The organism is Shimia litoralis, assembly GCF_005518135.1.
Taxonomy (GTDB): domain Bacteria; phylum Pseudomonadota; class Alphaproteobacteria; order Rhodobacterales; family Rhodobacteraceae; genus Shimia_E; species Shimia_E litoralis.
On the sequence record NZ_SULI01000030.1, the window covers coordinates 1 to 24,422 of the forward strand.

The window sequence follows — 24,422 nt, forward strand, 5'->3', positions numbered from 1 at the left end:
TCAGCTGGAAGGCCTCAAAGAGAGGCCAGATGTCCAAAAGCGCATCAATGGCCTCGGGGCTTGGATCAACGGGAATGCCATCGGCATCTCCCACGCCTTCCCATGCAAGCACTGCCCGCCGCGCCAGTGCCTTGGCAAAGATGAGCGCGCGTTCTTCGTCGGAGGCGTCATCAGGCACTGTCTCCAAATCCGGGTCACTGCGCGTGGCCACCATCAGCGCAGTGGTCAGCGGGCGCAGGTGCAGCCGCACGCCCGGAACAAGCTCATGCCAGCGCGGTTCATTGGTGAGATCAAGTGTGAGCATCAATAGCTCTCCATGTCATTGATAAGGGTGGCACTGCACATGCGCCCAAGGAGGCTGTCTTGCGCTGCCTGCCAGTCAAAACTGGCTTGAATGCCCTGTGGACCTGAGATCTCGATCCGCGGGCGCGGCAGATAGACGGCATGGGCGGTGAAGGTAAAACTCTCGCCCGATGGTAGGGTGTAGGCGAACTCCAGCTCGCAGGCCTCGCCATTGATGGCTTGAGTGACCAGTGTCTGATCTGCAAACCGCACTTCGATGGAGCCTGTCAGCGCCGCCACCGTGGGATCGGCCCCATCAATGCGCCCGTCCGAGCGGATGGTCTCGATGCGGTCGAGATTATTGGCATAAGAGATGCTGGCAGAGACGACATTGCCCAGGGGCGCCCCATTGCGTGTGACCGCCCCGTTGAAGTGGCCGAACCGTTTAAGGGTCAAAGGGGCCGGTGTGCCGGCGACACTTGCGGCTGCCACCGCCTCACCCTGGGCCACAAGCTGCGCCGTCGCGGTCAAAAGCCCCGAGCGCTGCATTTGCCAGTTTAACTGATCCAGCATCACCCCTGAATACATCGCGTAGCGCGGGATTTCCGGCATGGCCGTCTCGATCGACATGCTGGGCAAGGTCCAGGCGCCGGATTGAAACGCGTGCGTGTAAGGCGCTTCTGTTCCCGTGGTCACCGGATCACCAAAACCGGCCTTGAGCCAAAACCCTAGCGCTTCTGCATCCATGGGCACGACAACATCCCCATCAGCGGTCACCGCGTCCTTCACCGGCGCCAGCGGATCGCGGCCGTAGCCCAAAAGCTCGGACTCTTGCAGCGGTTGCTCTGCGCCAAGCGAAGTGCTGGCAAAGGGCATCTTTGTAAACCCGCCCACAGGGGGCGTGCCATAGGTGGTCTCAAACGCAAGCGCCATCTGCGCCCGCGCCCCTTGGGCTCGTGCCATGGTGTTCTCCTCGGATTGTCGGGGTCAGCTGAGCGGGTCAGCCGTGGAATAATGCAGCACCACCGGAATGACGGCCGCCTTCAGGCTCGCCGCACCCTCGACCGGCAGATCAACCGGGCGGGGCGCTTCGGCCTCGATCCAATCGCAGAGCCCGCCCAGAGTGCGGTCGGCAGCGAGGGCCGTGCCCACGCTGGCGCAGAGCGCATCGAAGGCGGCGTCCCGATCGGCACCCTGTACAACCGCCTCGATCTCGGTGCGGTGTTGGTAGTGGTAGGCCAGCGGTGACAGTGTCACTTCGGGGTCGTCAGGATCGCCGTCGCGCAGGATAAGCAGGCCATCTGCCGGAACCCGCTCAGGCAGCACTTCGCCGCGTAGGACGGTGGCGGGCAGCGTTGAGAGCCGCGCGTGCAGCGCGGTGAGTATGGTTTCGCGTGGGGTGGGCATAGAAACTCCAATGCAGCAACGCTCAGTTGCCGGATTCTCAGTAGCGCCGATGCGCTCGCACCATTACGCCTAGAGGCGTGCCTTGGTCCCGGTCGATCGCAACGACGACGCGGGTTTTCGGTTCTTTCAGGACCTTGATCGCCTCAAATAACGATGTATCCGCAGTCAATGCGCGAAAACCCATACCAACCGCAGGATCAGTCAAGACATGCGCGATCGTGTGGTCATTCAGGTCGATAAGGCCGTCGTGTTCAAACGCCTTGATCGTGAGGTAATTTGATAATTGTTGGTGAGAAAACGCCGCTATGGCTTGGCCGTCCTCGACACAAACAAACGCCGCAGAGATCCGCGCCTCTTCTCTGCCAAGCTCCATCAAGGTCGTGGTTCTTGAGACGACATAGAACCGAGGGTCTGCTTTGCTCGCGAGACTAACCGGTGCGGATCCCGACAGGTTCGGCCTTGAACGCATGACTATGTTCACTGTCGCATGGTGCCGCATCCATTTGGCAGTGACTTCGCACCGAAGCTCCACCAACTTGATGATCTTCGATTGAATGTCGGGGACGTTCATGTCCAGAATTGGCTCATGATGCGCAACCCTGTTCCGGAACCGGTTGATCTCCCTTACCAGCGACTGGATTTCATGACGCCCTTGGCCGTGGGACAAGCCTGGAAACGCGATATTAGACTTGGTTCGCCACAGATCAGCGTATTCATTGCGAAACAGGTTGGACCAGAAATCAAAGGTGAGTTCGGCAATCACCTTTCCGCGCTCGTTAGACCGAGCTCTTTCCATTGCCTTGTCCAGAGCCCCTAGGCTCTGCGGGGTCAGCACGTTATTACGGAAGTCGCCATCCTGGTGCCATTCATCTCCATGAAGCTGACGAAGGACGCCATCCACGGCGTTGCGCAAGGTCACTTCTGCGACGCTCAAAGGGAACAGGAACGATTTCGCAAGCCTTGCGTTGTACAGATAGAGTGCGAAGGCAAAATTCTCGTTTCCCGCCGCTTTTGTGAGGTAGGTTGCGAATCGTGGCTCAGAAAGCGATGCCTTGAGTGAAGCGATCGTTGCCGCATCGTACGGGTATGAAACTTGACACTCGGCCATCGTGGATGTAAACCCCAATTACAGCAGTCGAACTGGCCCCACTGGCTTTTGCTACGCGCCGTCGACACCAGATTTGAACACCAGGTCGGGCGAGCCCCCACCTGGTGTTTTCACTTTGGCTGTATAGCCTCGCACTTTCAATTGCTCACGCGAGCATTGGCTACACAAATTTCCCTTCCACCCATTTCCCGACAATCAGCCCAGGCACCTTCGCCTGAACTTTTTCCGTATCACGGTCCAGATCCAACCGCTTGGGCAGCTTGACCTGCGGCACCAAAAGAAAGATCGGCACTGTCGCCCGTCCGCGACCGGTCTTGGAGCGCGACACAACACCCAGACCGCGATTGTTCAACCGCCCATCCGCCACCAGCAAGCTTGCCCCGCGGCGGCGATAGACAAAGCGCAACCGCATCCCGCGCCGTTTCTCCCAGTCACCGGGACTGAGCGCCTTGCCCCGCGCACCTTTGCCCGCCGCAGGCAGCGGGATCGCCATCCAAAACCCATCCTTCGAGCGGATCAGCGGCCCGGTATCATGCGCACCGATAATCTCGGGTGCCTTGGACCAGACAAGGGCCGCGGCATTCAAGCTCTCGCCAGTTTTGGGATAGGTCTGGCTGCGGATGGAGTTCGACAACCGCCGCCCAAGCCCCGCACCTGTAATTTGTCCCCGCCAGTCGCTCTTGAGCTTTGTGCCCGCGTCGCGCATGGCAGACGTGACCGCCTTTTCGCCAGCCAATACTTCCGCCGCCATGGCCGCGACGATGCCCGGAGTAATGTCGAGTTTGAGTTTCATGGGCCGATTTTCAAAGGCGATGCCTCTATCGTGATTAGTGGTTTATTTGACCGTCTCGCAAACCTGTGAGACGTTTGGTGACAGAGGGCTGGGAATGTGTTTGATCTTTTACTTTGTTTTGAGTGCCCCAATGGTCCACCATAGTATTTACTTCAAAACCACCTCTACCTTCGCCCCTGCTTCAGAACGGACATTTGTCAGCGGCGAGCATCCTGCCTTTGCCCTACTAATAGCTGAGCTAGGCAAACTAGGCGTGGGAAGCTGGCGAACGCGATATGATACGTTGTCTCGTGCGGGCGTGCACGATTGGTCACTGCGTGTTTACTGCGACGAATTTAACATCGATTGCCGTGGCAAAGATGCCTATCCCCCCGATTTCGACGCAGCAAGACTGCTGATCCAAACCGCTGGCTGGCTTTTTGCGCAAGTCCATGCTCCAAGGTTCGTGTGCCTTTCCACTACTCGAACCCACGCCAATGCATTATCTCACGCGGGAACCAGATCCACAGTCCAGATCAACCGTTCCCGATCCCGTGCGGGCTCTCCCTGAATAAGAAACATCTCTTCACCAATCAGGATCTGCTCATCGGGGCGAGGATTGGCGATGTCTGCCACGCGGATGTCGATGCGCGTGGTGTCTGATAGGAGACGCGCCGCGCCAAACTCGGTGATCTCATCGGGCTGGCGCAGAATGCCACGTGCTCGGGTAAAAAAGCCATTCATATCGCGATGCCAGATTTCCACCGAGAGATTGGGATCGGCAAAGAGTGCGGATGTGGCGAGATCGAAGGCGGGCCCTGCAAAGCCCATCAGTTCGAGCTATGCAGGCGAATGGCGAGGCCCGGGCGTTTGTTGACCGGCAGGATTGATGCCTCGGTCATCAGATCAATCCAGCGCCCTTTTGTGTCCATCTGCTGGCGGGCATAGAGGGGAAGGCCCACGGTATTGGCGGTTTCCAGAAGATTGGCAGGCCCGCCATAGGTAGTGAATGTGTCAAAGGTGCCCAAAGGGAATGCAATTCCTTCGCCCGCAGGGATCAAGCGCTCGGATGCCCCGCTTGAGAGGGTGACGGAGCCATTGTATTCCTCAAAGAGAATGCCGGCGAAGGGAAAGGCGCGGCGCATGTCTTCACGCAGAGGTTGACCACCCGTGGCGGAAAAGAACTTATAAGCCTCCTCGGTTTTGGAGTGCCCGATCAGCTTGTCAAAAAACTCCGAACTGACCAGCGCATGCGCTGTGGTCATGGTTTCTCCAAGCAGATTGTCTTCGATTGCGCGCAGGGTGGTGCGCACCTTGGTCTGAACATTGGTGCCCGCGGTCCCGAGGACAAAATCGATTGAGGTCTGCTGGAGGCCGAACTCGGTGAAGTAGTTGTAAAGAGTTGTGCCAGCGCCATCCTTAGCGATGCCGCGCAGCGCATTCATTTCCATGTATTCGCGGGTTTGGGCGTGTTTGCGGCGCATGAGCGTCAGTTTGCGGTTCATGACCTCAACGAGGGGATCGGCTGCATCAGAGACGCCCAGCGCGGGCATGCCCTGGATGTCAGCTGGCAGAACGACATCGTCGTGGGGGATCCAGGGCAGGGCAAAACTGCGCATGGAGCGCTGCTCGCGTGTGCCGACAGTGGCGGGGGCGCCAAGAGGAACAGAGGGCAGGAGGCTCAGAACACCTTCGCGCTGTTCAATCACGATGGAGCGTTGCGAGACGCCTTCAAAGCGAAACAGGCCCATCTGTCCAAGGCGGGTATAGAGGTTGGGCAGGATGTTGATGGCCTGCGTCATATCCGCAAGCGAGTAGCCGCCCGCGTCAAAAGGGTTGCGCGTGATGGTCATGGGAGACTCCAGAAAGAGAAAGAGAGGGGAGGCAAGGGAAAGGAGGCAAGGGAAAGGAGGTAAGGGCAGGTGTCAGGCGCTGTCGCGGGGGATGATGCCAAGCGCTGCCAGTTGCCCGTGTTTGGTGTCGATCTTGGCGGCGTCATCGACCGTTGCGTCAAAGGTGAGCGCTGCTTTGGAGACGATGGCAGGGCCGCGCATCAACACGACGGCGTTTTGATCGGCAGCTGAGGCATCGGTGGCATAAAGCAGAACTGCGGCCGCGTTTTGCGCACCATCACTGCCGCCCGAGGTCGCAAGCTTGTATTTGCCGCTTGCGGTGATGCGGCCCAGTACAGCGCCGACGGACAAGCTGGCCCCTGCGAGCAGAGTGACAGTTTCACGGGTGTAGTTTGGGTCGAGTTCAAGTTTCAGCAGATCGCCCATGGTGGACGGTTGGGTGAGCACGGACATGGGCGGTCTCCAAATGTGGGATCAAAAAAGAAACCCCCGCCGGGGAGGTCGACGGGGGTTCAGTTGGGCAGGCGTTTGAAGCGGGCTGAAGATCAGCCCTTCGCGCCTGCCGAGGCAGTGCGTTTGGCAGCAGCGACAATCGGGCTTTCTGCAGCCTGAGGAAGAACCGGGGAGGGAGGGGCTGCGACGATGTCCTTGTCGTCCGCGGCAATGGCCGCGCGCTGCAACACGAGTTTGCGCAATGCCTCAGGCGGGGTGGCGTCGCGCAGGGCCGCTGCTGCATCAATGGCAATGCCAAGACGCCCGGCTTGCGCGGCAATTTCTGTGATTTCGGCGGCCTCTTCGCGCAGGCGCTCTGACAATTCTGCCAAATTGCTGCTTGAAGCACCGACCGATGCACCCGGTGGGACTTGCTCAGGCGGCGCGATAGGTTCTGGCGCTGTCGCCTCAGCTGCTGCAAGATCTGGGGCCTCAAGCTCCCACGCGGGAGCATCAGGGTGTGTATCGGTGGCCATGGGCGCCTCCTGTTTTGTCTTTGACGTGGATGCGCATGACGCGCGTTGAGTTGCGGTGAGGGATGGTGTGCGAAGAAACTGCCGGAAGGCGTTAAACCCGCCGGCTAGATCAATGACTTCATCGGCGAGACCTGCGGTGATGGCATCTCGTCCGCGGTAAGTGGCGGCTTCCGTCGCGAGCGCGTGGTCTTTGCTGATCCGCCCAGCGCGAGCCGCGGCGACAGTCTCCGCAAAGAGAGACCGCAAAGCATCGATTTCTGTCTGAATGCCGTTTTTGACCGTCTCGGGAAGCGGCTCATAAGGATTGCCGTCAACTTTATGACTGCCAGAATGCACGAGGGTGACGCGCACACCGTCCTGATCAAGTTGGGTGCTCACATCTGTGTGCATCACAACAACCCCAATGCTGCCCACCGCGCCGGTGCGGGGGAGCAAGATGCGATCGGCCTGGCTTGCCAGCGCGTAGCCTGCGGAAAATGCGTGTTCGCCAACAAAGGCCCAAACCGGCTTTTTGGATCTGAGTGCTCGGATTTGATCGGCGAGATCAAACACGCCGGCGACCTCTCCGCCGAAGCTGTCAATTTCCAGCGCGACCCCATGCACGTATGGGTCCTGCGCAGCGGCGTCAATTTGCGCGGCGATCCCCTCATAGCTTGTCTGACCTGAAGACTGGCCGACCCAGCCACCGCGATGGATGAGGACGCCTGAGATCTCGATCACCGCGATGCCATCCACGACCGGATAGGGCGTGTCGCCATGTTGCTCCAGGCGCTCGGCGAGATTGCCGGCGAGAATGCTGGCGCGAGCAGGCGTGGCGGTGAGGCTTTTTGAGACCCCGTCGCTGTCCGCCAGCTCAACCTGCCGCCCGAGGATGCGAGGTCCAAGCCCGGACAAGAACGCAATGGCTTTCGAGGGCTCAACCAGCAGCGGCGTGTTGAAGGCGCGTGCGGCAATGCGGGCGTGAAGCATCAGGATTGGTCCTTGGCTTGAGTTTGCATTGACAATCTCCAAATGGTAAGGAGATGTGGCAATATGTAAGGAATATGCCGATGCATGAATCGACAGTAACGGTAAAAGGTCAGACGACCCTTCCCAGGGATGTCCGGGCCGCGCTTGGTCTGACCAGCGGGGACAAGGTGCGTTACCTGATCCTCGATGGTGAGGTTCGGATCCTTAAAGCGCGCTCCATCAAGGAGTTGCGGGGCATCTTGGCAAGATCTGGTCAGAAGCCGGTTTCCCTGGACGAGATGGACGAGGCCATTGCTGTTGGGGCAACAAAGAGCGCGGACGTCGATCAGTGATCGCGCTTGATACCAATGTTCTGGTTCGCTTTTTGGTACAGGACGACCTCGCACAAGCGGAATTGGCAACAAGCGTAATCGACCAATTGACCGACGATGTGCGGGGCTTTGTCAGCCGCGAAGTCCTGATCGAACTCGTTTGGGTGCTTGAACGTGCCTATAGGCTTGGTCGTGCCGAGATCGCCGTTTCTATAGACGGTTTGCTAACGGCAACCGAGCTTGAAGTTGAAGGCTCTGATGAGGTTGCCCCGGCACTTGAACTCTATCGCAACGATGGGTTTGGCTTTGCCGACCTGATGATTGCCGCGGCTGCCATGCGCGCAGGTGCCAGCGAAATGGTGACCTTTGATCGCAAGGCCGCGAGACTTCATGGGGTTCGCTTGCTGAGGAAATAACCTCTACCCTTCCTCTGGTGATGTCGTCGGCCGATTATCGGTTTTAGTATCTTCGGTGCCGGCGTTCTCTTCCTCGCTCGTCACGGCCTGCACACCCTGCGCAGGCGACCCCGGACGGCGGAAGTCCAATCCAAGGGCGCGCTCACGATCCCGCTCAGCAGCGATTTCGCGATCAACCTGTTCCACGTCATAGCCCCGCTCTGCGATGGCTTGCGTGCGGGATTTGAGACCGGCCTCGATCTGGGCAATTTCTGCGTTGGCGTCTTTGAGCGGATCGACCCAATCCCATTTTGTGGGCAGCCAATCCGCCGCCAGCATGCGGGGGCGCTCAACCTCATAGCCGGGCAGGACCAATGCTTTTGAGAGCACAGCCAAATCCAGCCAGCGCTCAAATACTGGACGGCACAGTTGATAGACCATCACCGAATGCTGCCATGCCGATACCCGGCGGCGGAATTCGATCAGGGCGAGCCGCGAGTTGGAGAAGTTCCCTTTGACCATATCGTTGGCCAGATAAGGGTAGGGTATACCCAAAGCGGCCGAGATTTGCAGCAATGTGCGATATTGGAACGGCTCGTAAGTAGCGCCGCTATCGGCGGGCTGGCCCACGGTGACATCTTCGCCGGGATCAAGTCGAACGATCTGGCCCGGGCTGATCTCGAAGCCCGCCAGCATCTCGTCATCCTCTAAGGGCGCGAGCGGGTTTTCTGGTGCGGGGGAGGTGACAAACATCGCATACATCGCCGCAACCTTTTTGCGATCGAGCTCTGCATCATCATATTGATCGAGCAAGAACAGCTTCACGATGGCTGGTGCCAGCTTGGACACACCACGCAACTGCCCACCCTCGACGGGGTCCATGACGTGAATGATCTCTGAGGCGGGAACACGCACCAGCTCACCGACCAGGCCAGGATCGGTGGGATCCCCGGGGTGACGGCGCAGGAAATGATAGGCCACCCGTCGACCAACGCGGTCAAACTCAATGCCCTGACGGATTGGGTTTCCAGATCTCGCGCTGCCGGATTTTTGCAGGGGCAACATTTCCGAGGGCAGCATTTGCACCTGCACAGGCACGCTCAACCCGTCTTCCGCGCGTCGGAGCCTTATGCGAAAGAACACCTCACCGGCAATAAATACCTCACGCGCTGCGCGGCGCTGAAGCCCATAGAAATCCGTCAGACCCTCGGCGTCAGCCTCATCTGTCCAGGCAAGCCAGAGCCTCTGTAGCTCTTCCTTGCGCGCGCCGTCTGCCAGCTTGGAGATCGGTTTGATCCCGTCGCCCACGGTATTTGCAGCCCAGCTCTCAACGGCATTCATCGCATACCCATTGTTGCGCACCAGCCAACGCGCCCGCGCCGTGATGTCCGGACCCGACGCGCTGATCAGAGCATTCACATGGGCGCGGGTGGCGTGGAACCCGCGCAGGCGCCTGTGATGCTGACCCGCATCAAATCCGCCGATGAAGGCGCCAATGCGCTGTCGCCAGTTCATCATAGGTCTTTCACCGCATGGGTGCGCAGGACACGCCCAGCGCCGCGTTGCAGTTTTGCAATCCGCCGTTCGACATCGCCGATCGCAGCGGCGAGCTCGGCATCCGTGCCGTAATTGATGGTTTTGCCATCATAGCTCACAGACCGCGTACCGCTGTAGCGCGCGGACAGCAGTGCAGTGTGGCGGAGGGTCAGCTCATCGAGAGTCATTCATCATTCCATGTATTTGGGTGTGCTGATTTTCCAGCCACGTCGACGCGGGGCCGCAATCCGGCCCGCTTGCGGCGTTGCAGGTTGAGCGGATTGTTCCGACGACTGGGGCGCGTCGGCCTCAACGGCACTTTCCACACCAACCTGTTTTTCCAATTGCCGCCACATGCGCTCATCAAAGCGATCAGCGCCAAGGATCCAGGCTGCGGCGCGCGCATAGATACGGGTATCCAGCGCCTCGTTGCGTTCGCGCATTTTCTGCCATTCCTGGCGCGCGTATCCCCGCCGGTCGCGGATGGTGACCAGCTGTTCAGCCACCAACTGCTTGAGCCATTCACTATCGACCCAATCGGGCAGGTGAACAAAACCGGCCGGATGAGGATCCCCTTGAGTTTCTGGTCGTTCCAGCCGCAGATACCGATAGGTCTCGGCTTTGAACGTTGCCGTGGCTACACTCCAAAGCCGGGCTCCGCGTTTGAGTTTGCGCCCGTTTAGAGTGGCATCCACAAATGTGGGGCCGGAAACTGGCGTGGCGCGGTTAAACCCCTCAAGACCTTTGACAGGGGCCACCTGCGCAATCCCTTGAGCGCGCGCCCAGGCATAAACGGCGGAGGTTTCATATCCGGTGTCGATGGCCAGTTTGGCCAGAGGCATGACGGAGCCGTTTTCATGGGACCAGGTTCGACCCAGAAGGTCTGTGAGCGCCTGCCAACACTCTGGATCTCCGGGCCCGCCTGCAAGAACGATGTGATCCACAAACCAGCTTTCCAATCCACGCCCCCAGGCCCAGACGTCGACTTCGATGCGATCTTTCTGCACATCCGCGCCTGCGGTAAGGAACAAGCCGCCAATGGGAATGTCGGCGCCAAACACCTCGCGCCGATCCGCAAGGCGCTGCCATTCGGGCGCCTCGCCGTTTTCAACCCAGGTCTCTCCCAAGATTGTGTTGCGGGCAGCCCGCAGCATTTCGTCTGACCCTTGAGCGGCCAGCCACTCGCGGGCAATCTGGCTCCAGCTTTTCCAGCCGATCGGAGAATAAAGCGCCGAAAGGTGGAATCCGATGGAGGTTGGATCTGATGCGGTGCCCGTTGCGCGCCACTCCCCTTGCTCCAGCATCTGCGTCTTGTGATGCTCGGCAATGGGCCGGTCACAGCTTGCGCAAACGTAAACCGCCGTCTCGGGCTGTCCCTTTTCCCAACGCAGGCGTTCAAACTCCAGCCATTGCATATGGCCACAATGGGGGCAGGGCACATAATAGCGCCGCTGATCACTTGCCTCATATTCGCGCTCGATACGGCTGAGCCCCCGGATCGTCGGGGTCGAGACCATGAAGACCTTGCGCCGATGCGCGAAGGTCGTTGTGCGCGCCTCCGCCAGACTAACGGGATCGCCTTCTTCATCCGCAGAAGCCGGATAGGCGTCCACCTCGTCCAAAAACACGTAGCGTGCCGGCATTGAGCGCAGCCCGGTGGCGCTATTGGCACCGGTCAGAACCAGAATGCCCCCGGGGAATTCCTTTGAGAGCATTGAATTGCCTGCATCTCGTGAGCGGGCGGGCTGCACACGTTCTTTGAGGGCGGGGCTGTCTTCGATCAGTGGATCAATACGACCGCGCGAGCTGCGCTTGGCCATTTCCACGGTTGGCAGCACGGCAAGCATTGGACCGGGGGCATGGTGGATTACAAACCCAATCCAGTTATTGCCCGCCTCCGTTGCGCCGACCTGCGCGGCCTTCATAAAGCTAATTCGCTGTGCGGGATGACTGGAGCTCAACGCATCCATGATGTCACGTAGATAAGGCGTGCGCCCGGTTCGGTATTGTCCGGGCTCAGCTGAGGCACGCGAAGAAAGCTTGCGATGGGTGTCGGCCCACTCGGAAACAGTCAGATCTGGATCGGGCTCAATTCCGCGGCGCCAGGCCCGCAAAAGGTCCTCCGCGCCATCAAAGGCGAGGTCGAGGCCCTCGGTCAGATCTGCATTTGGTCGCCCCTCGTTGTCACTCGGGCCGTTCGTCGTTCGCAAAGGTCCCCCAGACCTTTGCGTTTGGTTGTCACCAAACCGCTCCTCATCATTCAAGCGAGACCCTGAGCTTGGCCAGGGCGTCGAGCTGCTCTCGGACATGGGCTTCTAGCACCCTTTGTAGGATCGCAACCTTGACTGTCACTGCCTCACCGGATGCCGTCTCTATTTCTGCGGACAATTGCGCCGCCATTAATGCGGCCACGCGCGTGGGCCAGGTGATCCAGACATCGCGTTCCTGGCGTGCGAGTTGAAACACCAGAGTTTCGGCGCGGGCGCGATCCACCAGCACGCCCTTTTTCTTCTGGATCGACAGCTGGCGTTCCTGGGCCTGATACACCGTGAGCGCCGTGCGGGCCTTTAGATAGGAGGTGCCCTCAGCTGGACCGGATATCGCGGTGGTGCGCTCGCCTCCCTCGACAGTGCCACGTCCTCCGCCAGAGCGATGCTGCTGATCGGGATCAGTCATTTGGGCACGTCGGGCGTCGGATGCGGGCGCATTGATTGAGCCGTCCTCAAAGAGAACCAACCGCCCGTTTTTGCGCGCTTTCTGCACCGCTCCGCGCGAGATCGCAGCGTGCTCGGCGTAGGCGCGTTCAGACATGCCTTTCATGCCAGTGTGGAATCCTTAGTGTATTGAATATAAACAGTAAAACAGTCTTATTGAGTTGATTATACTTCGTGATAGAGCGATTCTTTAGTCATGCAGAAACGCAGGATTGGAGACCCAGAGATGACCATCGCCGAGCGCTACAACCAAGAGGCCACACGCCTTCTTCCCCACATGGCCGACAGCCTTCACGTAGACCCCGACATCACCTGCGCCGGCGAGATTGACGAGATCGTCTTTCGCCGCAGCGAACTGCTTGGCGGCATGGCCATTGCCATTCTCGCCCTGATCGAGCGCGACCGCGCGGGAGAAGGCGCATGAGCACCCGCGCGCAAATCGCCATCCAAACCGGCCCTGATGAATGGGCGCATGTGTATTGCCATTTCGACGGCTACCCCGGTCATATGCTGAAGGCGCTCTCAACTTGGCAGCCCGAGGACATTCTTGCCGCACGCGAGCTGCGCTCGGTGGCTCAAAGTCAACTTGAGACCTTTGAGCCCGCCCGCGCGCCGGTCGTGCACAGCGCGCCGCAGCGGGACTTTGCTTACACATATGTTTTTGACAAGGGCCGATGGGCCGAGTGGGAGGGCGGCCAATGAGCGCGCTTGATATTCTGCCCAGCCAAAACGAGGCCAACGGGTTTTTTGCCACCATGACAAACTGCCCCCTGCGCGACCGCCGTAGCGCGGAGGTCTGGGCGCTGGCCTTCAAGCTGATCGCCAGCGACATTGGCGCCGCGTCCGACGATGAACAGCACGGCATTCGCGACTTCCTCGACAGTCGCATGGGGCGGCACTTCGGGGACGACGTTGTCAACGCCCTGCACGCGGGCGCCGATGATTGCGAAGTCGCAATCGCGGAAGCAATTGCGCGCTGGCAGGGCTGGCGCATCACGACGCGCACCCAACGCGAGGAGGGGATCCCCGCGGGGCTGCCCTACCTCACCGGCTGGGTGCAGCATTTTGCGGTGCTTGCCAGCATGGAAGACGCCGACTGACTCTCATCTCAATTTGCTCAAAGGGGAGCACATCATGACCAAACTCACCGACACCCAAACGACAATCCTACGCCAGGCTGCAACACGGCCCAACAATCTGGCCATGCCGCTGCCCAACGGGCTGGCAGGCGCGGCCGCCAAAGCCTCCGTGACCACCATGATCAAACGCGGGTGGCTCAAAGAGGTGACGGCACGCCCTGACAAAAGGCTGCCGCTGTGGCGAGAAACCGGCGATGGCAGCGGCATCACATTGGTTGCCACAAAGCCGGGGCTGCGCCTTGTGGGCAAAGAGCCAACCTCCACCAAACTCAAAGCAGTTTTACGCCTTGCCCATTCCGATCAGGCGGCGCTCGTGAACATCCGCCAAGGTACCAAGCAGGCGCTGTTGATCGACATGCTGCAGCGACCGGATGGGGCCTCCATCTCTGAGATCGTCGAAGCCACATCGTGGCAAGCGCATACCGCCCGCGGCGCAATCTCCGGCGGCCTCAAGAAAAAGCTGGGCCTGCCGGTTTCCAAGGAAAAATGCAAAACCCGCGGCACCGTGTATCGGCTGGGTGCCGATGCACCAAAGATCATCTGAACCGTTCAAAGAGCCTGCGCAGCAGATAACTGCGACCCAAGGAGACAATCAAAAAAACTGCGCCAATGGTCATGTTGTCGGCGAGAGCGGGCTCAAATCCAAACCAGGGAAACACCACGATCTGGGTGCAGATCGCCAGCGCGTAGCCGACCCCAACATTGGTGACTGCCTCAATCAGGGATTTGCGACGCGACTGCATCACGCGGCCAGACGCTTTGATTTGAGAGCAGCAAAGCTCTCGCCACTCTCAGCCAACACAGCCTCTTCGCCCGTGAAGGCCTGCCAACGCTCAATCGCCACATCGACGTAAACCGGGTTCAGCTCAACACCGTAGCAAATGCGTCCCGCCGTCTCGGCAGCAATCAAAGTGGTGCCTGAGCCCATGAAGGGCTCATAGACCGCCTGACCCGGGCTGGAATTGTTCAGGATGGGACGGCGCATACATTCCACCGGCTTTTGCGTGCCATGAACGGTTTCGGCGTCTTGGTCTTTGTTTGCGATTTGCCAGAGTGTGGTTTGTTTGCGATCTCCCGCCCAATGGCCCTTGCCCTTTGCGCGCACCGCATACCAGCAAGGTTCATGTTGCCAGTGATAATGCCCTCGGCTCAGCACCAGGCGCTCCTTGGCCCAAATGATTTGCGATCGGATGGCAAAGCCGGCCGTGATTAGGCTCTCTGCCACGGTCGCGGCGTGCAGAGCCCCGTGCCAGATATAGGCGACATCGCCGGGGAACAGGGACCATGCCTCTGTCCAATCTGCGCGATCATCGTTGAGCACTTTGCCGGTGCGTTTTGTTTGGGCCGCGCCCGCTTGATTGCGCCATGATGGATCATACTCCACGCCGTAGGGCGGATCCGTGACCATCAGCATAGGCTGGACAGACCCCAGCAGTTTGCCTACGACAACGGCCGATGTGCTGTCTCCGCAGATCAGCCGGTGAGATCCGAGCTGCCACAGATCGCCTGCAACGCTCACCGGAGTTTCCGGCGACTCAGGAATATCGTTTTCCCCTTCACCGGATCCATCTGCGCCCAGCGCGTCAGGGTCATTTAACAATGCCTCAAGATCTTCATCGGAAAACCCGAGCAGCTCGAGGTCAAAATCCTCTGCCAGAAGGCCTGAGATTTCTTCGCGCAAAAGCGCCTCATCCCATTCGCCCATTTCCGTCAGCTTGTTGTCGGCAATCCGGTAGGCGCGCCGTTCTGCTTCGTCCAGATGGCCAAGCCGAATGACCGGGACATCCTTCAATCCCAGAACGGTTGCCGCAAGCACCCGGCCATGCCCGGCAATCAACTCGCCATCGTCAGCCACCATGCACGGAACGGTCCAGCCGAACTTGGCCATGCTGGCCGCGATCTTCGCAACCTGATCTTCGCCATGGTGCTTGGCGTTTTTGGCATAAGGCGTCAGGCGATCAATGGGCCAGGTCTCGATCTGGCTCGGCGTAAAGACGAGGTCCATGGGGCAGGGCTCTCTCTTGGGACAGGGCACAAAGGCACAGCGGCGCAGGCACGACCTGCGGCGGCGATCTGTGTTTGGCAATTTGAAGAAGTGCAAAAAAGAAAGCGCCCAAGGGGATATCTCCCTGGGCGCAATTCTTCGATGATTAAGGGGTAGGTCAAGAGGGGCAGGTTTGTCAAACTATTTATTCAATTGGAATCAACAGGTTCAAGGTGAGTCTGTCTGAATGTCGGCGTCTGTTGGTGGATGTGGTGGCCGTCTTTGGATTGGCTTTGGCGCGTGGGTGGATTCCGCGGTGGATTCCCTGGATTCCCATCGGAATCCACCTAAGCCAGGCCCCGTCTGTCCTAAGTCATTGAAGTTGAGTCTAAATCCAGCGCGGCTCTCTCAAACTGGATTCCAAGTGGATTCCCCGGTGAAATACCCAAACGCTAGAAAACTCCCGCGCCAAGCCCCCCCGTATACAGATTGTGCCCAGGAGGAACCATGGGAGGGGGACGGTCCGACGCAGGCGCTTCATCTCACCACTGGCAGATCCGATATTCGCGTCGTGTAGCGGGGACTGCGGTGATTTGCGCGTAGCTGCCATGATCGCGACATGCCCTCACTGGCCAGGACCATTGTCTTCTTGCCGAACCGGCTGTTGACAGCATCAAGTGCCGTCATCAGCACTGGTGACCTTTGCGGCGCATCAAAGAGAGTCCTTGGCCGGTCCTCCAACGGTAGCAGATCATCCAGCATGACACCTGCTTTGGTGAACCCGTAGCTTTGGTTCTCAATCTTCGGCCAGGCAGCAAGTGCGCAACGCTTGGCAGCTGCGACCAGCTCGAGTGTGTCGGATGACATCGGCGTCAGACGCTTCGAGCGTGACCCCGCATATTGTGGACGATCAGCGCGGTGTCGATTGGTGTGAAAGAACACCGTCAATGTGCCCGCGACCAACCCGTGTTGCCGGAGCTTTTCCGCCGCGCGCGTGGCATGCGCAGTGATGGCTTGGAAAACGGTATCAAAGTCTTCCATGGGTTTGCCCGATGACCGTGTGACGGCCATTCCCTTTCGCTGCGGCTCTACATCATCAAAGGCAATGCAGGGCTCCCCCTGCAACTCGAGAACGGTGCGTTCCAACACCACAGTGCCCAGCGCCCGTGCTTGGCGCAGGGGCATGTCACGCAGCTCTGCCGCCGTGCTGATACCGAGACCCTCCAGCTTTTTCACCGTGCGCCTGCCGATCCCCCAAATGTCACCAACCGGGACGAGAGGCAGCAGCCAAGCGGCGAGCGCAGGGTCGGTCATATCCAGAACGCCCGCAAAGATCGGGTTCTTCTTTGCAATGTCATTGGCACATTTTGCGAGGGTTTTGGTCGCCGCAATCCCGACGCGGACAGGCACACCAACGCGGCGCAGCACATCGCGACGCATTGTCCTCGCATGGGTCACGCGGTCCCTGAACCCGCTGAAATCCAGAAAGCACTCATCGATTGAATAGATTTCGACTTTTGGTGTGTAATCCTCATAGACCTCGACCACGCGGCGGCTGATGTCGCCATAAAGCGTATAGTTGGATGAAAACACTTTGACGCCATGCGCTGCGATCTTGTCGCGGAGCAGGTGCAGTGGTTCGCCCATTTTGATGCCCAGCGCTTTGGCTTCATCGCTGCGCGCGACAGCACAGCCATCGTTGTTTGACAGCACAATGACGGGGACACCCTTTAGGGTAGGGTCAAAGATCCGTTCGGCGCTGACGTAGAAGTTTGCGCTGTCACTGATCGCAATCGGCTTTGTCACGCCAGATCGTACCTTCGCACAACACCGGCAATAACGCCCCAAATCTCGCTATCTTCAGTGAGCTCGATCTCTGGAAAGGCCTCTCGACTGTTTGCTGGCGCAAGAAAGTACTTTCCGTCCCGTTTGCGCAGGATCTTTGCAGTTACTGCACCCTCAACGACGGCTAGCACAGCACGACCAATGCGCCGCTTGCCTGCGCGGTCAACCGCGATGATGTCCCCATCTCGAATGCCTACATCCCAAAGGCAATCACCTTCCACCCGCCACCAGAAGGTCGATGTCGGATGCCGCACCACCCATGCAATGGGGTCGATCTCATCCTCAAGGTCATCCCCCGCAGGCGATGGAAAGCCGGCGCTGGCGCGTGTCAGCAAAACTGGGACAGATTGACCCGCTGCAACAACGGGAATTTCGAACGGATAAACGGGCATCGGCGACTCACCAAATGTTCATGTTGTGTTCTTATGCTTCGTTCATTTGGCACCTGGCTGTCAAGCAATGTTGTGACGGTCCTCAAAGAGCGTGCACTGAAATTGGTTGGCTGCTTTGATGATCGCCAGAATTATTAGAACATCTAACGCCTAGTGGATTGCTCATGTGCTCCGGAAACTGCCGTAAACGACGCGAGGGGCGGGAACCGGACCTTTGCTGCACGACGCGCCAAAGTCTGCAACGCGGACTTTGCTGCCGTTCGCTGCGGACGCACAGTTTCCGTTTCAGTTGAGAAGACCTTTTGGAGAAACGGCGGAGAAAGGACATTCGCTACTGTGGCGATTTTGCCTTGTTGTCGGGGGTTATGCAGCCATTCAGCGTGAGTTCATTTGAAGGAAGTCATCGACAGAAGGGTGAGTTCTCAAGCATTCATCAACCAGCTACGGCGGCGGTCACGATAATTTCGACACGCAGGTCGGCATCCGCCAGTTTGGCTTCTCCGCAGGCGCGTGCTGGGGCTGCGCCTTGGGGGACCCATGCGTCCCAGACCTCATTCATCGCATCGAAATCCGCCATATCTGCGAGCCAGATCACCGCCTGCAACACATGCTCGCGCGATGACCCCGCTTCGTGCAACAGCCTGTCGACCCGCCCGAGGCAGTCTTCGGTCTGTTCGGCCACGGTGGTCCCGCTGCCGACTTGCCCACAAAGGTATACAACGCCCCCGTGTTTGACGATTTTACTCATACGTTGATTGGTGTGGATGCGTTCGATCATGATCATACTCTTTCAGGGGTCGGAAGGGGAGAAGTCACGGACTGAGCAGTGGTGTCGCGGCGGGTGAGATGGCGCAGGTAGCGGCGCTCAAACCCGCGGAAGGCCCATGTGATGCACAACACTATCAGGAAATAAAGTAGGGCGGCGGTGATGAACCCTTCATAAGCGAGGTAATAGCGCCCGTTCAGCCAGCGCCCAACGCCAAGGATATCTTGCAGGGTGATCGTGCTGGCGATGACTGAGCCGTGCAGCATGAAGATGACTTCGTTGGAATAGGCCGGGATCGCGCGGCGGAAGGCCGAGGGCAGGATGATCCGGCGCAGGCGGCTGCGGTAGGAATGGCCGGTGGCGATGGCCGCCTCGACCTCGCCGGTTGGCGTATCCGCAATGGCACCTCGCAGTAGTTCGGTCGTATAGGCGGCGGTGTTCAGCGTGAAGGCAATGAGCGCGCACCACCACGCCGAGGACAGGATCGGGTCCCACAGGAAGCTTTCGCGGATCACCTCAAACTGGCCGACACCGTAATAGATCAGATAGGTTTGCACCAAAAGCGGCGTGCCGCGAAAGACATAGGTATAGCCCTGCACCAAGGGGTTAAAGACCCGGTGTTTCGACGCGCGGGCAATGGCCATGGGGATCGACAACAAGCCGCCCAACAGCAGCGACAGGAAGGTCAGGTTAAGCGTCACCCAGACGCCATAGAGGAAACGGTCAAAATTCTCAGCGATCAGGGCGATGTCGAGCGGGATATAGGTCAGCAGGTTTTCCATCATCACGCCCTCACTACGCCACGGTTGTAGTGACGCTCCACCGCGCGCAACAGCAGGTCGGACACGCCAGTCAGCAACAGGTAGATGACAAATGCTGCCGCCATGAAGGTAAAGAGCTGTCCCGTCGAACGACCGGCGGTGAAAGCGTTATAGACCAAGTCTTGAAGCCCAATGACCGAGACCAGCGCCGTGGTCTTGAGTTGCACCAGCCAGTTGTTTGTAAAGCCCGGCAAGGCAAAGCGGACCATCTGCGGCCAGATAATATGACGAAAGATCAGCGATTTGCGCATTCCACAGCTGATGCCAGCTTCGATTTGCCCGCGCGGGATGGCCATGATCGCACCGCGAAAGGTCTCAGTAAAATAGGCGCCAAAGATTACACCGATCGTGCCTGCACCTGCGGCGAACTGGCTGACCTCGACATAGCCCCAGAGGCCCGTAATCGCGCCTATATTATTAAGCGTCACCTGACCGCCAAAGAACACCAGCAGGATCAGCACCAGATCCGGCACCCCGCGCACGATGGTGGTGTAGGCGCCGGCCAGTCGCTGGGCCAGACGGTTGGCGGAAAGTTTCGCCCAAGCACCGAGCAGGCCAAAGATCAAAGCGATGACCAGCGATGTGAGCGCCAGTTTGATCGTCATGATCGTGCCGTCGATCAATTGGGATTGATATTCCAAAAGCAGGTTCATCGCATGTTCCTCAAAGGATCATCAGGGCAGCGCATGGCCGCCCTGATGAATGGTGTAAGGCGAAAACTCACTCGCCCTCAGGACGGCCGCCGTAGATGTCGAAGGGGAAGTATGTGTCGTTGATCTCGGCATAGGTGCCGTTCTCACGAATGGCAGCAATGGCCTTGCTCAGATCTTCGCGGAGCGCGTCCTCGCCCTTGCGCACCGCGATGCCCACGCCTTCGCCGTAGCATTCAACGTCTGTATGATCGCCGCCGAGGAAGGCATAGTCGGCCCCTGCCTCTGCACTCAGGAAGCTTTCCTGTGCGATCAGGCTGTCAGAAAGCTGCGCATCCACACGGCCAAGGGCCAGATCGCGGAACACTTCATCTTGGGAGCCATAGAGGACGATCTCGGCATCGGGGAACAACTTTTCCGCGTAGCACTGGTGGGTCGCGCCGCGCTGCACACCGATGCGCTTACCGGCCAGACCTTCAGGCGTGCCTTCGAAGTCGGCGTCCTTGGAGGCCACCAGACGCGCCGGGGTCTTGTAGTATTTGTCAGAGAAATCAATCTGGCGCTTGCGCTCTTCGGTGATCGACATGGAAGCCACGATGGCATCGAACTTACGCGCTTTCAGTGCCGGGATCATGCCGTCCCATTCCTGCTCGACCAGTTCGCATTCACGCTGCATCTCGGCGCAGAGCGCCTTGGCGATGTCGATGTCAAAGCCGACAAGCGTGCCGTCGGATTCCTTGGAGGAGAACGGAGGGTAGGCGCCTTCGACGCCGATGCGCAACGTGTCTTGGGCGGCCAGCGGCAGGGCGACGGCGCTGAGGGCGATGGCAGCAACGCTGCTTAGGATGGTTCTACGAAACATGGTTTGGTCCTCTCTGTTGTGGTTGGTTAGTTCATCCGCGAAAGAAACGCTTGGAACTCTGGGGTTTGCGGGTTGGAAAACAACTCTGCGGGCGGGCCTTCTTCGCAGACCTCGCCCTGGTGCAGAAATACGGTGCGAGTGGAGACATCGCGGGCAAAGCCCATCTCGTGGGTCACGACCAACATGGTGCGGCCTTCTTCGGCCAGATCGCGCATGACGCCCAACACTTCGCCCACCAGTTCCGGGTCCAGTGCCGATGTCGGCTCGTCAAAGAGCATCACATCTGGGTCCATCGCCAGCGCACGGGCGATTGCGACACGCTGCTGCTGGCCACCTGACAGATGTGCGGGGTAATAATCTGCTCGGTCCGACAAGCCGACCTTGGCGAGCAGTGCTTCGGCCTTTTCGCGGGCTTGCGCCTTGGGGGTTCCCTGAACGTAGAGCGGGCCTTCCATGACGTTTTCCATCACGGTCATATGCGACCAAAGGTTGAAGCCCTGAAACACCATCGCAAGACGGGCACGCATGGCTTCGACCTGTCGTAGGTCTTGCGGCACGATCTCTCCCCGGCGGTTCTGCGTCATCCGCATTTGCTCGCCTGCCAACCAGACCTCGCCTGAGTTCGGCGTCTCCAGCAGGTTGATGCAGCGCAGGAAGGTGCTTTTGCCAGAGCCGGAGGCGCCGAGAATGGCGATGACCTCGCCCTTTTGCGCCTCAAGCGACACGCCTTTGATGACGTCATGCGAGCCAAAGCTTTTATGCAGGTCTTTGACTTTCAGGGCAGCGGGGGCGCTCATGCGGGTTCCTCCTGAGGGGGTGAGAGTGCGGCAAGCTCGCCCAAGGCAATCGGCTTGATCGGCGAGCGGGCGCGGGGTGGGGAGATGGGCTGGCTTGCCTTGCCTTCGCTGAGCAGCCCGCGCAGGGTCGCGTCACACATGCGGCCCTGACAGGGGCCCATGCCGCAGCGCAGGGATGTTTTGATCTGGCGGTGACCTTGGGCACCTTCGCGGATCGCTTGTCGAATGGCACCGGCAGAGACTTCTTCGCAGCGGCAGACGATGGTGTTGTCTGATGGGGCAAGTATATCGGTCGGCGGAGGGTATGCGGCATCAAGGAAGGGCCGAATGGCGCGGGCGCGGAACAACGCGGCGCGAGCGCGGGCGGCACGCTGATTGCGGGTGTCGCTACTTAGGCGGCCAGATTGGCACAGGATATTTAACCCAGCCAGTTCACCGGCAGATGCAGCCGCCTCCGCCCCGCCGATCCCGGCTCCGTCTCCGGCCACATGCAGGCCCGGCTGGTCGGTCGCGCCCCAAAGATCATGTTCGGGCTGAAAGGCACCCTGCGCGGCGTTCCAATAATGCTCGATCCCCGCAGCCCTTGTGATATGGGTGCCGGGGATCACCCCTTGGTGGGTCAGCAGCAGACCACAGGTAAGGCGTTGATCCCGCCCATTAGCCCGGAAGGAAAAGAGGATATTGCCGCTCTCGGTCGTGGTGGCGTGGAAGCCCGACGCAGCGGTGTAGCGCGGCACAGCCGCTTTGCGGATCTTGGCAATCAGGCTCAGCCCTTTCCGCAAGGTTGGCAAGCCAAACAGGGCGCGGGGCAAATGCGGTGTTGCGCTCAGCATCTGCGGGAATGTCTGTGTCTCCACCAGCGCTTGTGGGGGGCTACCGGCGTCAATCATCTGCGCCGCGATCAGATAGAGCAGCGGACCAGACCCCGCGAGCACGGCATCCTTGGGCAGCATCCCCGCTGTTTTCATCAAAATCTGCGCGGCCCCTGCCGGCATCACGCCGGGGAGCGTCCAGCCAGGAAAAGGCACGGGGCGTTCCTGCGCGCCGGTTGCCAGCAGCACATGGGCAGCCGAGGTCGTTTGACTTTTGGCGCCGCGCGACCATGTCACCTGCGGCCCTTTGTCAAGCCGCCAAACCGTTGCGCCAGTTAGGAGAGTGATGTGCGGATGGTCGAGCGCATCGACCAAATCTGTCCCGGCGGCATAAGCCTGGCCAAGAAAGCCGCGCTTGCTGCGGTTCTGAGCCACATTGCGATAAATCTGACCGCCCGGATGCGGCTGTTCGTCCAGTATCAACACCTGCAAACCGCCACGTGCCGCGAAGGCTGCGGCTGACATGCCCGCGGGACCAGCGCCGATGATAATTAGATCCACCTCAGCCACAATGACCTCCGTTCAAATCACGCAGGCCTGTTTGGCGCCGGACGGTCATACCCTCGCGCAGAAGGGTCATGCAGGCTTGGGTGTTGGGCGTGCCATCGACCTCAACCAGACAGTCAAAACACACACCCATCATGCAATAGGCCGTGCGCGGTGCACCCTTCACGGTCTGCCGCGTCCACGCGCCTGAATGGGCCAGCAGCGCCGCGGCAACAGTGACCCCGGCGGGCGCACTGGCAGGCGCGCCATCCAGCGTGAACTGCACGCGGTCCCCGGTCTCAGGCAGCGTGCGAAAGCGCGAAGCGACATTCATCGAAAGCCTCCAGTTCAGGGGTGGCGGATGTGTTCAAAATCCACTCAGCCAGCACACTGGCGTGTAGCGGGGCAAGCGTGACACCGCTGTGGCAGGTCACCAGAAAGGCACCAGGATGCATGCTGGATTTGGCATAGACCGGATAGCCATCCGGCGACATGACCCGCAGCGCGCCCCAAGCCCGGACAACCCGCACATCGGCGAGCGCCGGGAAAACCGTGACCGCATGGTGCGCGAGTTTGGACATGATAGGTAAAGTCTCATGATCATTAAGCCCCGCATTCGCCTTGGTGCCGCCTATCTGCACGCCGCCCTCGTCGACCTGCCGGATGGTGCTGGACAGGAACGGCAGGCGGTCGCCTAACTTTTCGGTGATCAGCAACTCGCCAAGCTGCGGCCTGACCTGTGTATTAAAGCCAAGATCCCGGGCCAGCGTGGCAGCGCCCAACCCGGCGCAGAGCACGACCTGCTCGGTGTAGAGCGTTTCCCCATCGGCCAGCACCAGCGCAAAACCACCCTTAGGCTGCGGCCTGATCGCGGAAACGGTTGCGCCCAGCCTCACATGCCCGCCCATCGTCTGAACCGAACAGCGAAGGGCGCGAAGAAAGCGGAGCGGGTTTACATGGCCATCGCAGAGCGAGAAGCTCGCGCCGACGACATCTGGCCCGATGCCTTGCATCTGGCTGCGCAGATCATCGCCGCTGAGCATTTCATAGCGGGCGCGCTTGCCCAAATGGATGGCCTGCTGCGCCAACTCTGCTTTGAAAGCGTCAAACTCTGTCGGATCGGTAAAAAACTCGTAGCCCCCAGGCTGATCCAGCGCCACGTCGATCCCCGACAGCCCTCGCAACTGTTGCGCGAAAGCGGGCCAAGCGGTCAGCGCATCCATTGTCCAATTGGCGTAAGGGGCGAAATCCCAGCCTTTGCCTTGGCCCCAAATGAGACCGAAGTTCCCCTGTGACGCACGCGCATCGCTATCTGCCCCGTCTAACACCCGAACACGCTGTCCGGCCATCAGCAGGCCGAGGGCCACAGACAGGCCGACAAGCCCGCCGCCGATGATGGTGATTTCTTGGGTGCGTTGCTGCATGCGATTCCTCCGCCGCCAAAATTGCAGCATTGCGCTCATAAGAATAATCGTAATATTTGCGCAAACCAT

31 protein-coding genes are annotated in these 24,422 nt (G+C 59.6%); 6 read left to right on the forward strand and 25 right to left on the reverse strand.

Translation table 11 applies throughout. From position 1 onward, the window contains the following. The 9 genes from FAP39_RS15730 to FAP39_RS15770 form a co-directional block, all read right to left on the reverse strand. Window positions 1–304, reverse strand: a 304-nt coding sequence (locus FAP39_RS15730) for a hypothetical protein (protein WP_138017346.1), incomplete at its 3' end; no start/stop codon positions are given. Further along, window positions 304–1,245 (reverse strand): phage tail tube protein, encoded by a 942-nt coding sequence (locus FAP39_RS15735; protein WP_138017347.1) that lies wholly within the window; start codon window positions 1,243–1,245, stop codon window positions 304–306. The genes FAP39_RS15735 and FAP39_RS15730, both read right to left, overlap by 1 nt. Before the next feature lie 24 nt (window positions 1,246–1,269). Beyond that, window positions 1,270–1,689 carry an acyl-CoA transferase gene (locus FAP39_RS15740; RefSeq protein WP_138017348.1) on the reverse strand — a complete coding sequence of 140 codons (420 nt, stop codon included), beginning with the start codon at window positions 1,687–1,689 and terminating at the stop codon, window positions 1,270–1,272. Between the two features lie 37 nt (window positions 1,690–1,726). Beyond that, window positions 1,727–2,797, reverse strand: coding sequence for an Abi family protein (locus FAP39_RS15745; RefSeq protein ID WP_138017349.1), 1,071 nt, complete (start codon window positions 2,795–2,797; stop codon window positions 1,727–1,729). A gap of 160 nt (window positions 2,798–2,957) precedes the next feature. Further along, on the reverse strand, window positions 2,958–3,590 hold the full coding sequence (locus FAP39_RS15750; protein ID WP_138017350.1) for a DUF6441 family protein: 633 nt from the start codon (window positions 3,588–3,590) through the stop codon (window positions 2,958–2,960). 486 nt (window positions 3,591–4,076) lie between these two features. Next, window positions 4,077–4,400, reverse strand: coding sequence for a head-tail joining protein (locus FAP39_RS15755; protein ID WP_138017351.1), 324 nt, complete (start codon window positions 4,398–4,400; stop codon window positions 4,077–4,079). After that, the gene (locus FAP39_RS15760) at window positions 4,400–5,422 is read right to left on the reverse strand and encodes a major capsid protein (RefSeq protein ID WP_138017352.1); all 1,023 of its coding nucleotides are present in this window, start codon (window positions 5,420–5,422) and stop codon (window positions 4,400–4,402) included. Before FAP39_RS15760 ends, FAP39_RS15755 begins: the two co-directional genes overlap by 1 nt. A 72-nt stretch (window positions 5,423–5,494) precedes the next feature. After that, window positions 5,495–5,875, reverse strand: a complete 381-nt coding sequence (locus FAP39_RS15765; protein WP_138017353.1) for a head decoration protein — start codon at window positions 5,873–5,875, stop codon at window positions 5,495–5,497. 92 nt (window positions 5,876–5,967) lie between these two features. Further along, window positions 5,968–7,359 (reverse strand): S49 family peptidase, encoded by a 1,392-nt coding sequence (locus FAP39_RS15770; RefSeq protein WP_138017354.1) that lies wholly within the window; start codon window positions 7,357–7,359, stop codon window positions 5,968–5,970. Between the two features lie 80 nt (window positions 7,360–7,439). Between FAP39_RS15770 and FAP39_RS15775 the strand changes: the two genes are divergently transcribed. Then, complete coding sequence (locus FAP39_RS15775) at window positions 7,440–7,691, forward strand: AbrB/MazE/SpoVT family DNA-binding domain-containing protein (RefSeq protein WP_138017355.1); 252 nt, start codon at window positions 7,440–7,442, stop codon at window positions 7,689–7,691. Continuing rightward, on the forward strand, window positions 7,688–8,086 hold the full coding sequence (locus FAP39_RS15780) for a type II toxin-antitoxin system VapC family toxin (RefSeq protein WP_138017356.1): 399 nt from the start codon (window positions 7,688–7,690) through the stop codon (window positions 8,084–8,086). The genes FAP39_RS15775 and FAP39_RS15780 overlap by 4 nt, the downstream gene beginning before the upstream one ends. A 3-nt stretch (window positions 8,087–8,089) precedes the next feature. Here the strand turns inward: FAP39_RS15780 and FAP39_RS15785 are convergent, their stop codons facing one another. From FAP39_RS15785 to FAP39_RS15800, 4 genes are read right to left on the reverse strand one after another with little or no spacing between them, the layout of a single operon-like run. After that, entirely contained in the window at window positions 8,090–9,580 is a 1,491-nt protein-coding gene (locus FAP39_RS15785) for a phage portal protein (protein ID WP_138017377.1), read from the reverse strand. Next, a complete protein-coding gene (locus FAP39_RS15790; protein ID WP_138017357.1) occupies window positions 9,580–9,789 on the reverse strand; it encodes a phage head-tail joining protein in 210 nt (69 codons plus the stop codon). Before FAP39_RS15790 ends, FAP39_RS15785 begins: the two co-directional genes overlap by 1 nt. Window positions 9,790–9,792: 3 nt before the next feature. After that, window positions 9,793–11,811: a phage terminase large subunit family protein gene (locus FAP39_RS15795; RefSeq protein WP_425471445.1), complete on the reverse strand. Its 2,019-nt coding sequence runs from the start codon at window positions 11,809–11,811 to the stop codon at window positions 9,793–9,795. Between the two features lie 46 nt (window positions 11,812–11,857). After that, window positions 11,858–12,421: a hypothetical protein gene (locus FAP39_RS15800; RefSeq protein ID WP_138017359.1), complete on the reverse strand. Its 564-nt coding sequence runs from the start codon at window positions 12,419–12,421 to the stop codon at window positions 11,858–11,860. Between the two features lie 120 nt (window positions 12,422–12,541). Here FAP39_RS15800 and FAP39_RS15805 point away from each other — a divergent pair, with 120 nt between their 5' ends. The 4 genes from FAP39_RS15805 to FAP39_RS15820 are packed head-to-tail and all read left to right on the forward strand — an operon-like array spanning window position 12,542 to window position 13,998. Further along, on the forward strand, window positions 12,542–12,739 hold the full coding sequence (locus tag FAP39_RS15805; protein WP_138017360.1) for a hypothetical protein: 198 nt from the start codon (window positions 12,542–12,544) through the stop codon (window positions 12,737–12,739). Then, the gene (locus tag FAP39_RS15810; protein WP_138017361.1) at window positions 12,736–13,017 is read left to right on the forward strand and encodes a hypothetical protein; all 282 of its coding nucleotides are present in this window, start codon (window positions 12,736–12,738) and stop codon (window positions 13,015–13,017) included. The genes FAP39_RS15805 and FAP39_RS15810 overlap by 4 nt, the downstream gene beginning before the upstream one ends. Further along, entirely contained in the window at window positions 13,014–13,415 is a 402-nt protein-coding gene (locus FAP39_RS15815) for a hypothetical protein (RefSeq protein WP_138017362.1), read from the forward strand. Before FAP39_RS15810 ends, FAP39_RS15815 begins: the two co-directional genes overlap by 4 nt. 34 nt (window positions 13,416–13,449) lie before the next feature. After that, entirely contained in the window at window positions 13,450–13,998 is a 549-nt protein-coding gene (locus FAP39_RS15820) for a DUF3489 domain-containing protein (RefSeq protein WP_138017363.1), read from the forward strand. Here FAP39_RS15820 and FAP39_RS15825 read toward each other — a convergent pair. The 12 genes from FAP39_RS15825 to FAP39_RS15880 form a co-directional block, all read right to left on the reverse strand. Then, on the reverse strand, window positions 13,991–14,197 hold the full coding sequence (locus tag FAP39_RS15825; RefSeq protein ID WP_425471446.1) for a DUF7220 family protein: 207 nt from the start codon (window positions 14,195–14,197) through the stop codon (window positions 13,991–13,993). The two genes, FAP39_RS15820 and FAP39_RS15825, sit on opposite strands and share 8 nt — an antisense overlap. After that, window positions 14,197–15,459, reverse strand: coding sequence for a site-specific DNA-methyltransferase (locus FAP39_RS15830; RefSeq protein ID WP_138017365.1), 1,263 nt, complete (start codon window positions 15,457–15,459; stop codon window positions 14,197–14,199). The genes FAP39_RS15825 and FAP39_RS15830 overlap by 1 nt, the downstream gene beginning before the upstream one ends. 516 nt (window positions 15,460–15,975) lie before the next feature. Then, entirely contained in the window at window positions 15,976–17,244 is a 1,269-nt protein-coding gene (locus FAP39_RS15835; RefSeq protein WP_138017366.1) for a Y-family DNA polymerase, read from the reverse strand. Then, entirely contained in the window at window positions 17,241–17,675 is a 435-nt protein-coding gene (locus FAP39_RS15840) for a LexA family protein (RefSeq protein ID WP_138017367.1), read from the reverse strand. The genes FAP39_RS15835 and FAP39_RS15840 overlap by 4 nt, the downstream gene beginning before the upstream one ends. 433 nt (window positions 17,676–18,108) lie before the next feature. Beyond that, on the reverse strand, window positions 18,109–18,453 hold the full coding sequence (locus FAP39_RS15845) for a RidA family protein (RefSeq protein WP_091432075.1): 345 nt from the start codon (window positions 18,451–18,453) through the stop codon (window positions 18,109–18,111). 2 nt (window positions 18,454–18,455) lie between these two features. Next, window positions 18,456–19,226, reverse strand: coding sequence for an ABC transporter permease (locus FAP39_RS15850; protein ID WP_246059205.1), 771 nt, complete (start codon window positions 19,224–19,226; stop codon window positions 18,456–18,458). Beyond that, complete coding sequence (locus FAP39_RS15855; protein WP_091429043.1) at window positions 19,226–19,915, reverse strand: ABC transporter permease; 690 nt, start codon at window positions 19,913–19,915, stop codon at window positions 19,226–19,228. Before FAP39_RS15855 ends, FAP39_RS15850 begins: the two co-directional genes overlap by 1 nt. Window positions 19,916–19,982: 67 nt before the next feature. After that, window positions 19,983–20,774, reverse strand: coding sequence for an ABC transporter substrate-binding protein (locus tag FAP39_RS15860; protein ID WP_091429045.1), 792 nt, complete (start codon window positions 20,772–20,774; stop codon window positions 19,983–19,985). A gap of 26 nt (window positions 20,775–20,800) precedes the next feature. After that, window positions 20,801–21,571, reverse strand: coding sequence for an ABC transporter ATP-binding protein (locus FAP39_RS15865; protein WP_091429048.1), 771 nt, complete (start codon window positions 21,569–21,571; stop codon window positions 20,801–20,803). Beyond that, window positions 21,568–22,953: an NAD(P)/FAD-dependent oxidoreductase gene (locus FAP39_RS15870; protein WP_091429050.1), complete on the reverse strand. Its 1,386-nt coding sequence runs from the start codon at window positions 22,951–22,953 to the stop codon at window positions 21,568–21,570. Before FAP39_RS15870 ends, FAP39_RS15865 begins: the two co-directional genes overlap by 4 nt. Next, on the reverse strand, window positions 22,946–23,263 hold the full coding sequence (locus tag FAP39_RS15875) for a (2Fe-2S)-binding protein (RefSeq protein ID WP_091429051.1): 318 nt from the start codon (window positions 23,261–23,263) through the stop codon (window positions 22,946–22,948). The genes FAP39_RS15870 and FAP39_RS15875 overlap by 8 nt, the downstream gene beginning before the upstream one ends. Further along, window positions 23,229–24,353, reverse strand: a complete 1,125-nt coding sequence (locus FAP39_RS15880) for an NAD(P)/FAD-dependent oxidoreductase (protein ID WP_091429052.1) — start codon at window positions 24,351–24,353, stop codon at window positions 23,229–23,231. The genes FAP39_RS15875 and FAP39_RS15880 overlap by 35 nt, the downstream gene beginning before the upstream one ends. Window positions 24,354–24,422 lie beyond the last annotated feature (69 nt).

Coding starts and splice junctions, on each gene's coding strand:
- FAP39_RS15735 (WP_138017347.1), bottom strand. CDS start 1,245: ATGGCACGAGCCCAAGGGGCGCGGGCGCAGATGGCGCTTGCGTTTGAG.
- FAP39_RS15740 (WP_138017348.1), bottom strand. CDS start 1,689: ATGCCCACCCCACGCGAAACCATACTCACCGCGCTGCACGCGCGGCTC.
- FAP39_RS15745 (WP_138017349.1), bottom strand. CDS start 2,797: ATGGCCGAGTGTCAAGTTTCATACCCGTACGATGCGGCAACGATCGCT.
- FAP39_RS15750 (WP_138017350.1), bottom strand. CDS start 3,590: ATGAAACTCAAACTCGACATTACTCCGGGCATCGTCGCGGCCATGGCG.
- FAP39_RS15755 (WP_138017351.1), bottom strand. CDS start 4,400: ATGGGCTTTGCAGGGCCCGCCTTCGATCTCGCCACATCCGCACTCTTT.
- FAP39_RS15760 (WP_138017352.1), bottom strand. CDS start 5,422: ATGACCATCACGCGCAACCCTTTTGACGCGGGCGGCTACTCGCTTGCG.
- FAP39_RS15765 (WP_138017353.1), bottom strand. CDS start 5,875: ATGTCCGTGCTCACCCAACCGTCCACCATGGGCGATCTGCTGAAACTT.
- FAP39_RS15770 (WP_138017354.1), bottom strand. CDS start 7,359: ATGCTTCACGCCCGCATTGCCGCACGCGCCTTCAACACGCCGCTGCTG.
- FAP39_RS15775 (WP_138017355.1), top strand. CDS start 7,440: ATGCATGAATCGACAGTAACGGTAAAAGGTCAGACGACCCTTCCCAGG.
- FAP39_RS15785 (WP_138017377.1), bottom strand. CDS start 9,580: ATGAACTGGCGACAGCGCATTGGCGCCTTCATCGGCGGATTTGATGCG.
- FAP39_RS15790 (WP_138017357.1), bottom strand. CDS start 9,789: ATGACTCTCGATGAGCTGACCCTCCGCCACACTGCACTGCTGTCCGCG.
- FAP39_RS15800 (WP_138017359.1), bottom strand. CDS start 12,421: ATGAAAGGCATGTCTGAACGCGCCTACGCCGAGCACGCTGCGATCTCG.
- FAP39_RS15805 (WP_138017360.1), top strand. CDS start 12,542: ATGACCATCGCCGAGCGCTACAACCAAGAGGCCACACGCCTTCTTCCC.
- FAP39_RS15810 (WP_138017361.1), top strand. CDS start 12,736: ATGAGCACCCGCGCGCAAATCGCCATCCAAACCGGCCCTGATGAATGG.
- FAP39_RS15815 (WP_138017362.1), top strand. CDS start 13,014: ATGAGCGCGCTTGATATTCTGCCCAGCCAAAACGAGGCCAACGGGTTT.
- FAP39_RS15820 (WP_138017363.1), top strand. CDS start 13,450: ATGACCAAACTCACCGACACCCAAACGACAATCCTACGCCAGGCTGCA.
- FAP39_RS15825 (WP_425471446.1), bottom strand. CDS start 14,197: ATGCAGTCGCGTCGCAAATCCCTGATTGAGGCAGTCACCAATGTTGGG.
- FAP39_RS15830 (WP_138017365.1), bottom strand. CDS start 15,459: ATGGACCTCGTCTTTACGCCGAGCCAGATCGAGACCTGGCCCATTGAT.
- FAP39_RS15840 (WP_138017367.1), bottom strand. CDS start 17,675: ATGCCCGTTTATCCGTTCGAAATTCCCGTTGTTGCAGCGGGTCAATCT.
- FAP39_RS15845 (WP_091432075.1), bottom strand. CDS start 18,453: ATGATCGAACGCATCCACACCAATCAACGTATGAGTAAAATCGTCAAA.
- FAP39_RS15850 (WP_246059205.1), bottom strand. CDS start 19,226: ATGATGGAAAACCTGCTGACCTATATCCCGCTCGACATCGCCCTGATC.
- FAP39_RS15855 (WP_091429043.1), bottom strand. CDS start 19,915: ATGAACCTGCTTTTGGAATATCAATCCCAATTGATCGACGGCACGATC.
- FAP39_RS15860 (WP_091429045.1), bottom strand. CDS start 20,774: ATGTTTCGTAGAACCATCCTAAGCAGCGTTGCTGCCATCGCCCTCAGC.
- FAP39_RS15865 (WP_091429048.1), bottom strand. CDS start 21,571: ATGAGCGCCCCCGCTGCCCTGAAAGTCAAAGACCTGCATAAAAGCTTT.
- FAP39_RS15875 (WP_091429051.1), bottom strand. CDS start 23,263: ATGAATGTCGCTTCGCGCTTTCGCACGCTGCCTGAGACCGGGGACCGC.
- FAP39_RS15880 (WP_091429052.1), bottom strand. CDS start 24,353: ATGCAGCAACGCACCCAAGAAATCACCATCATCGGCGGCGGGCTTGTC.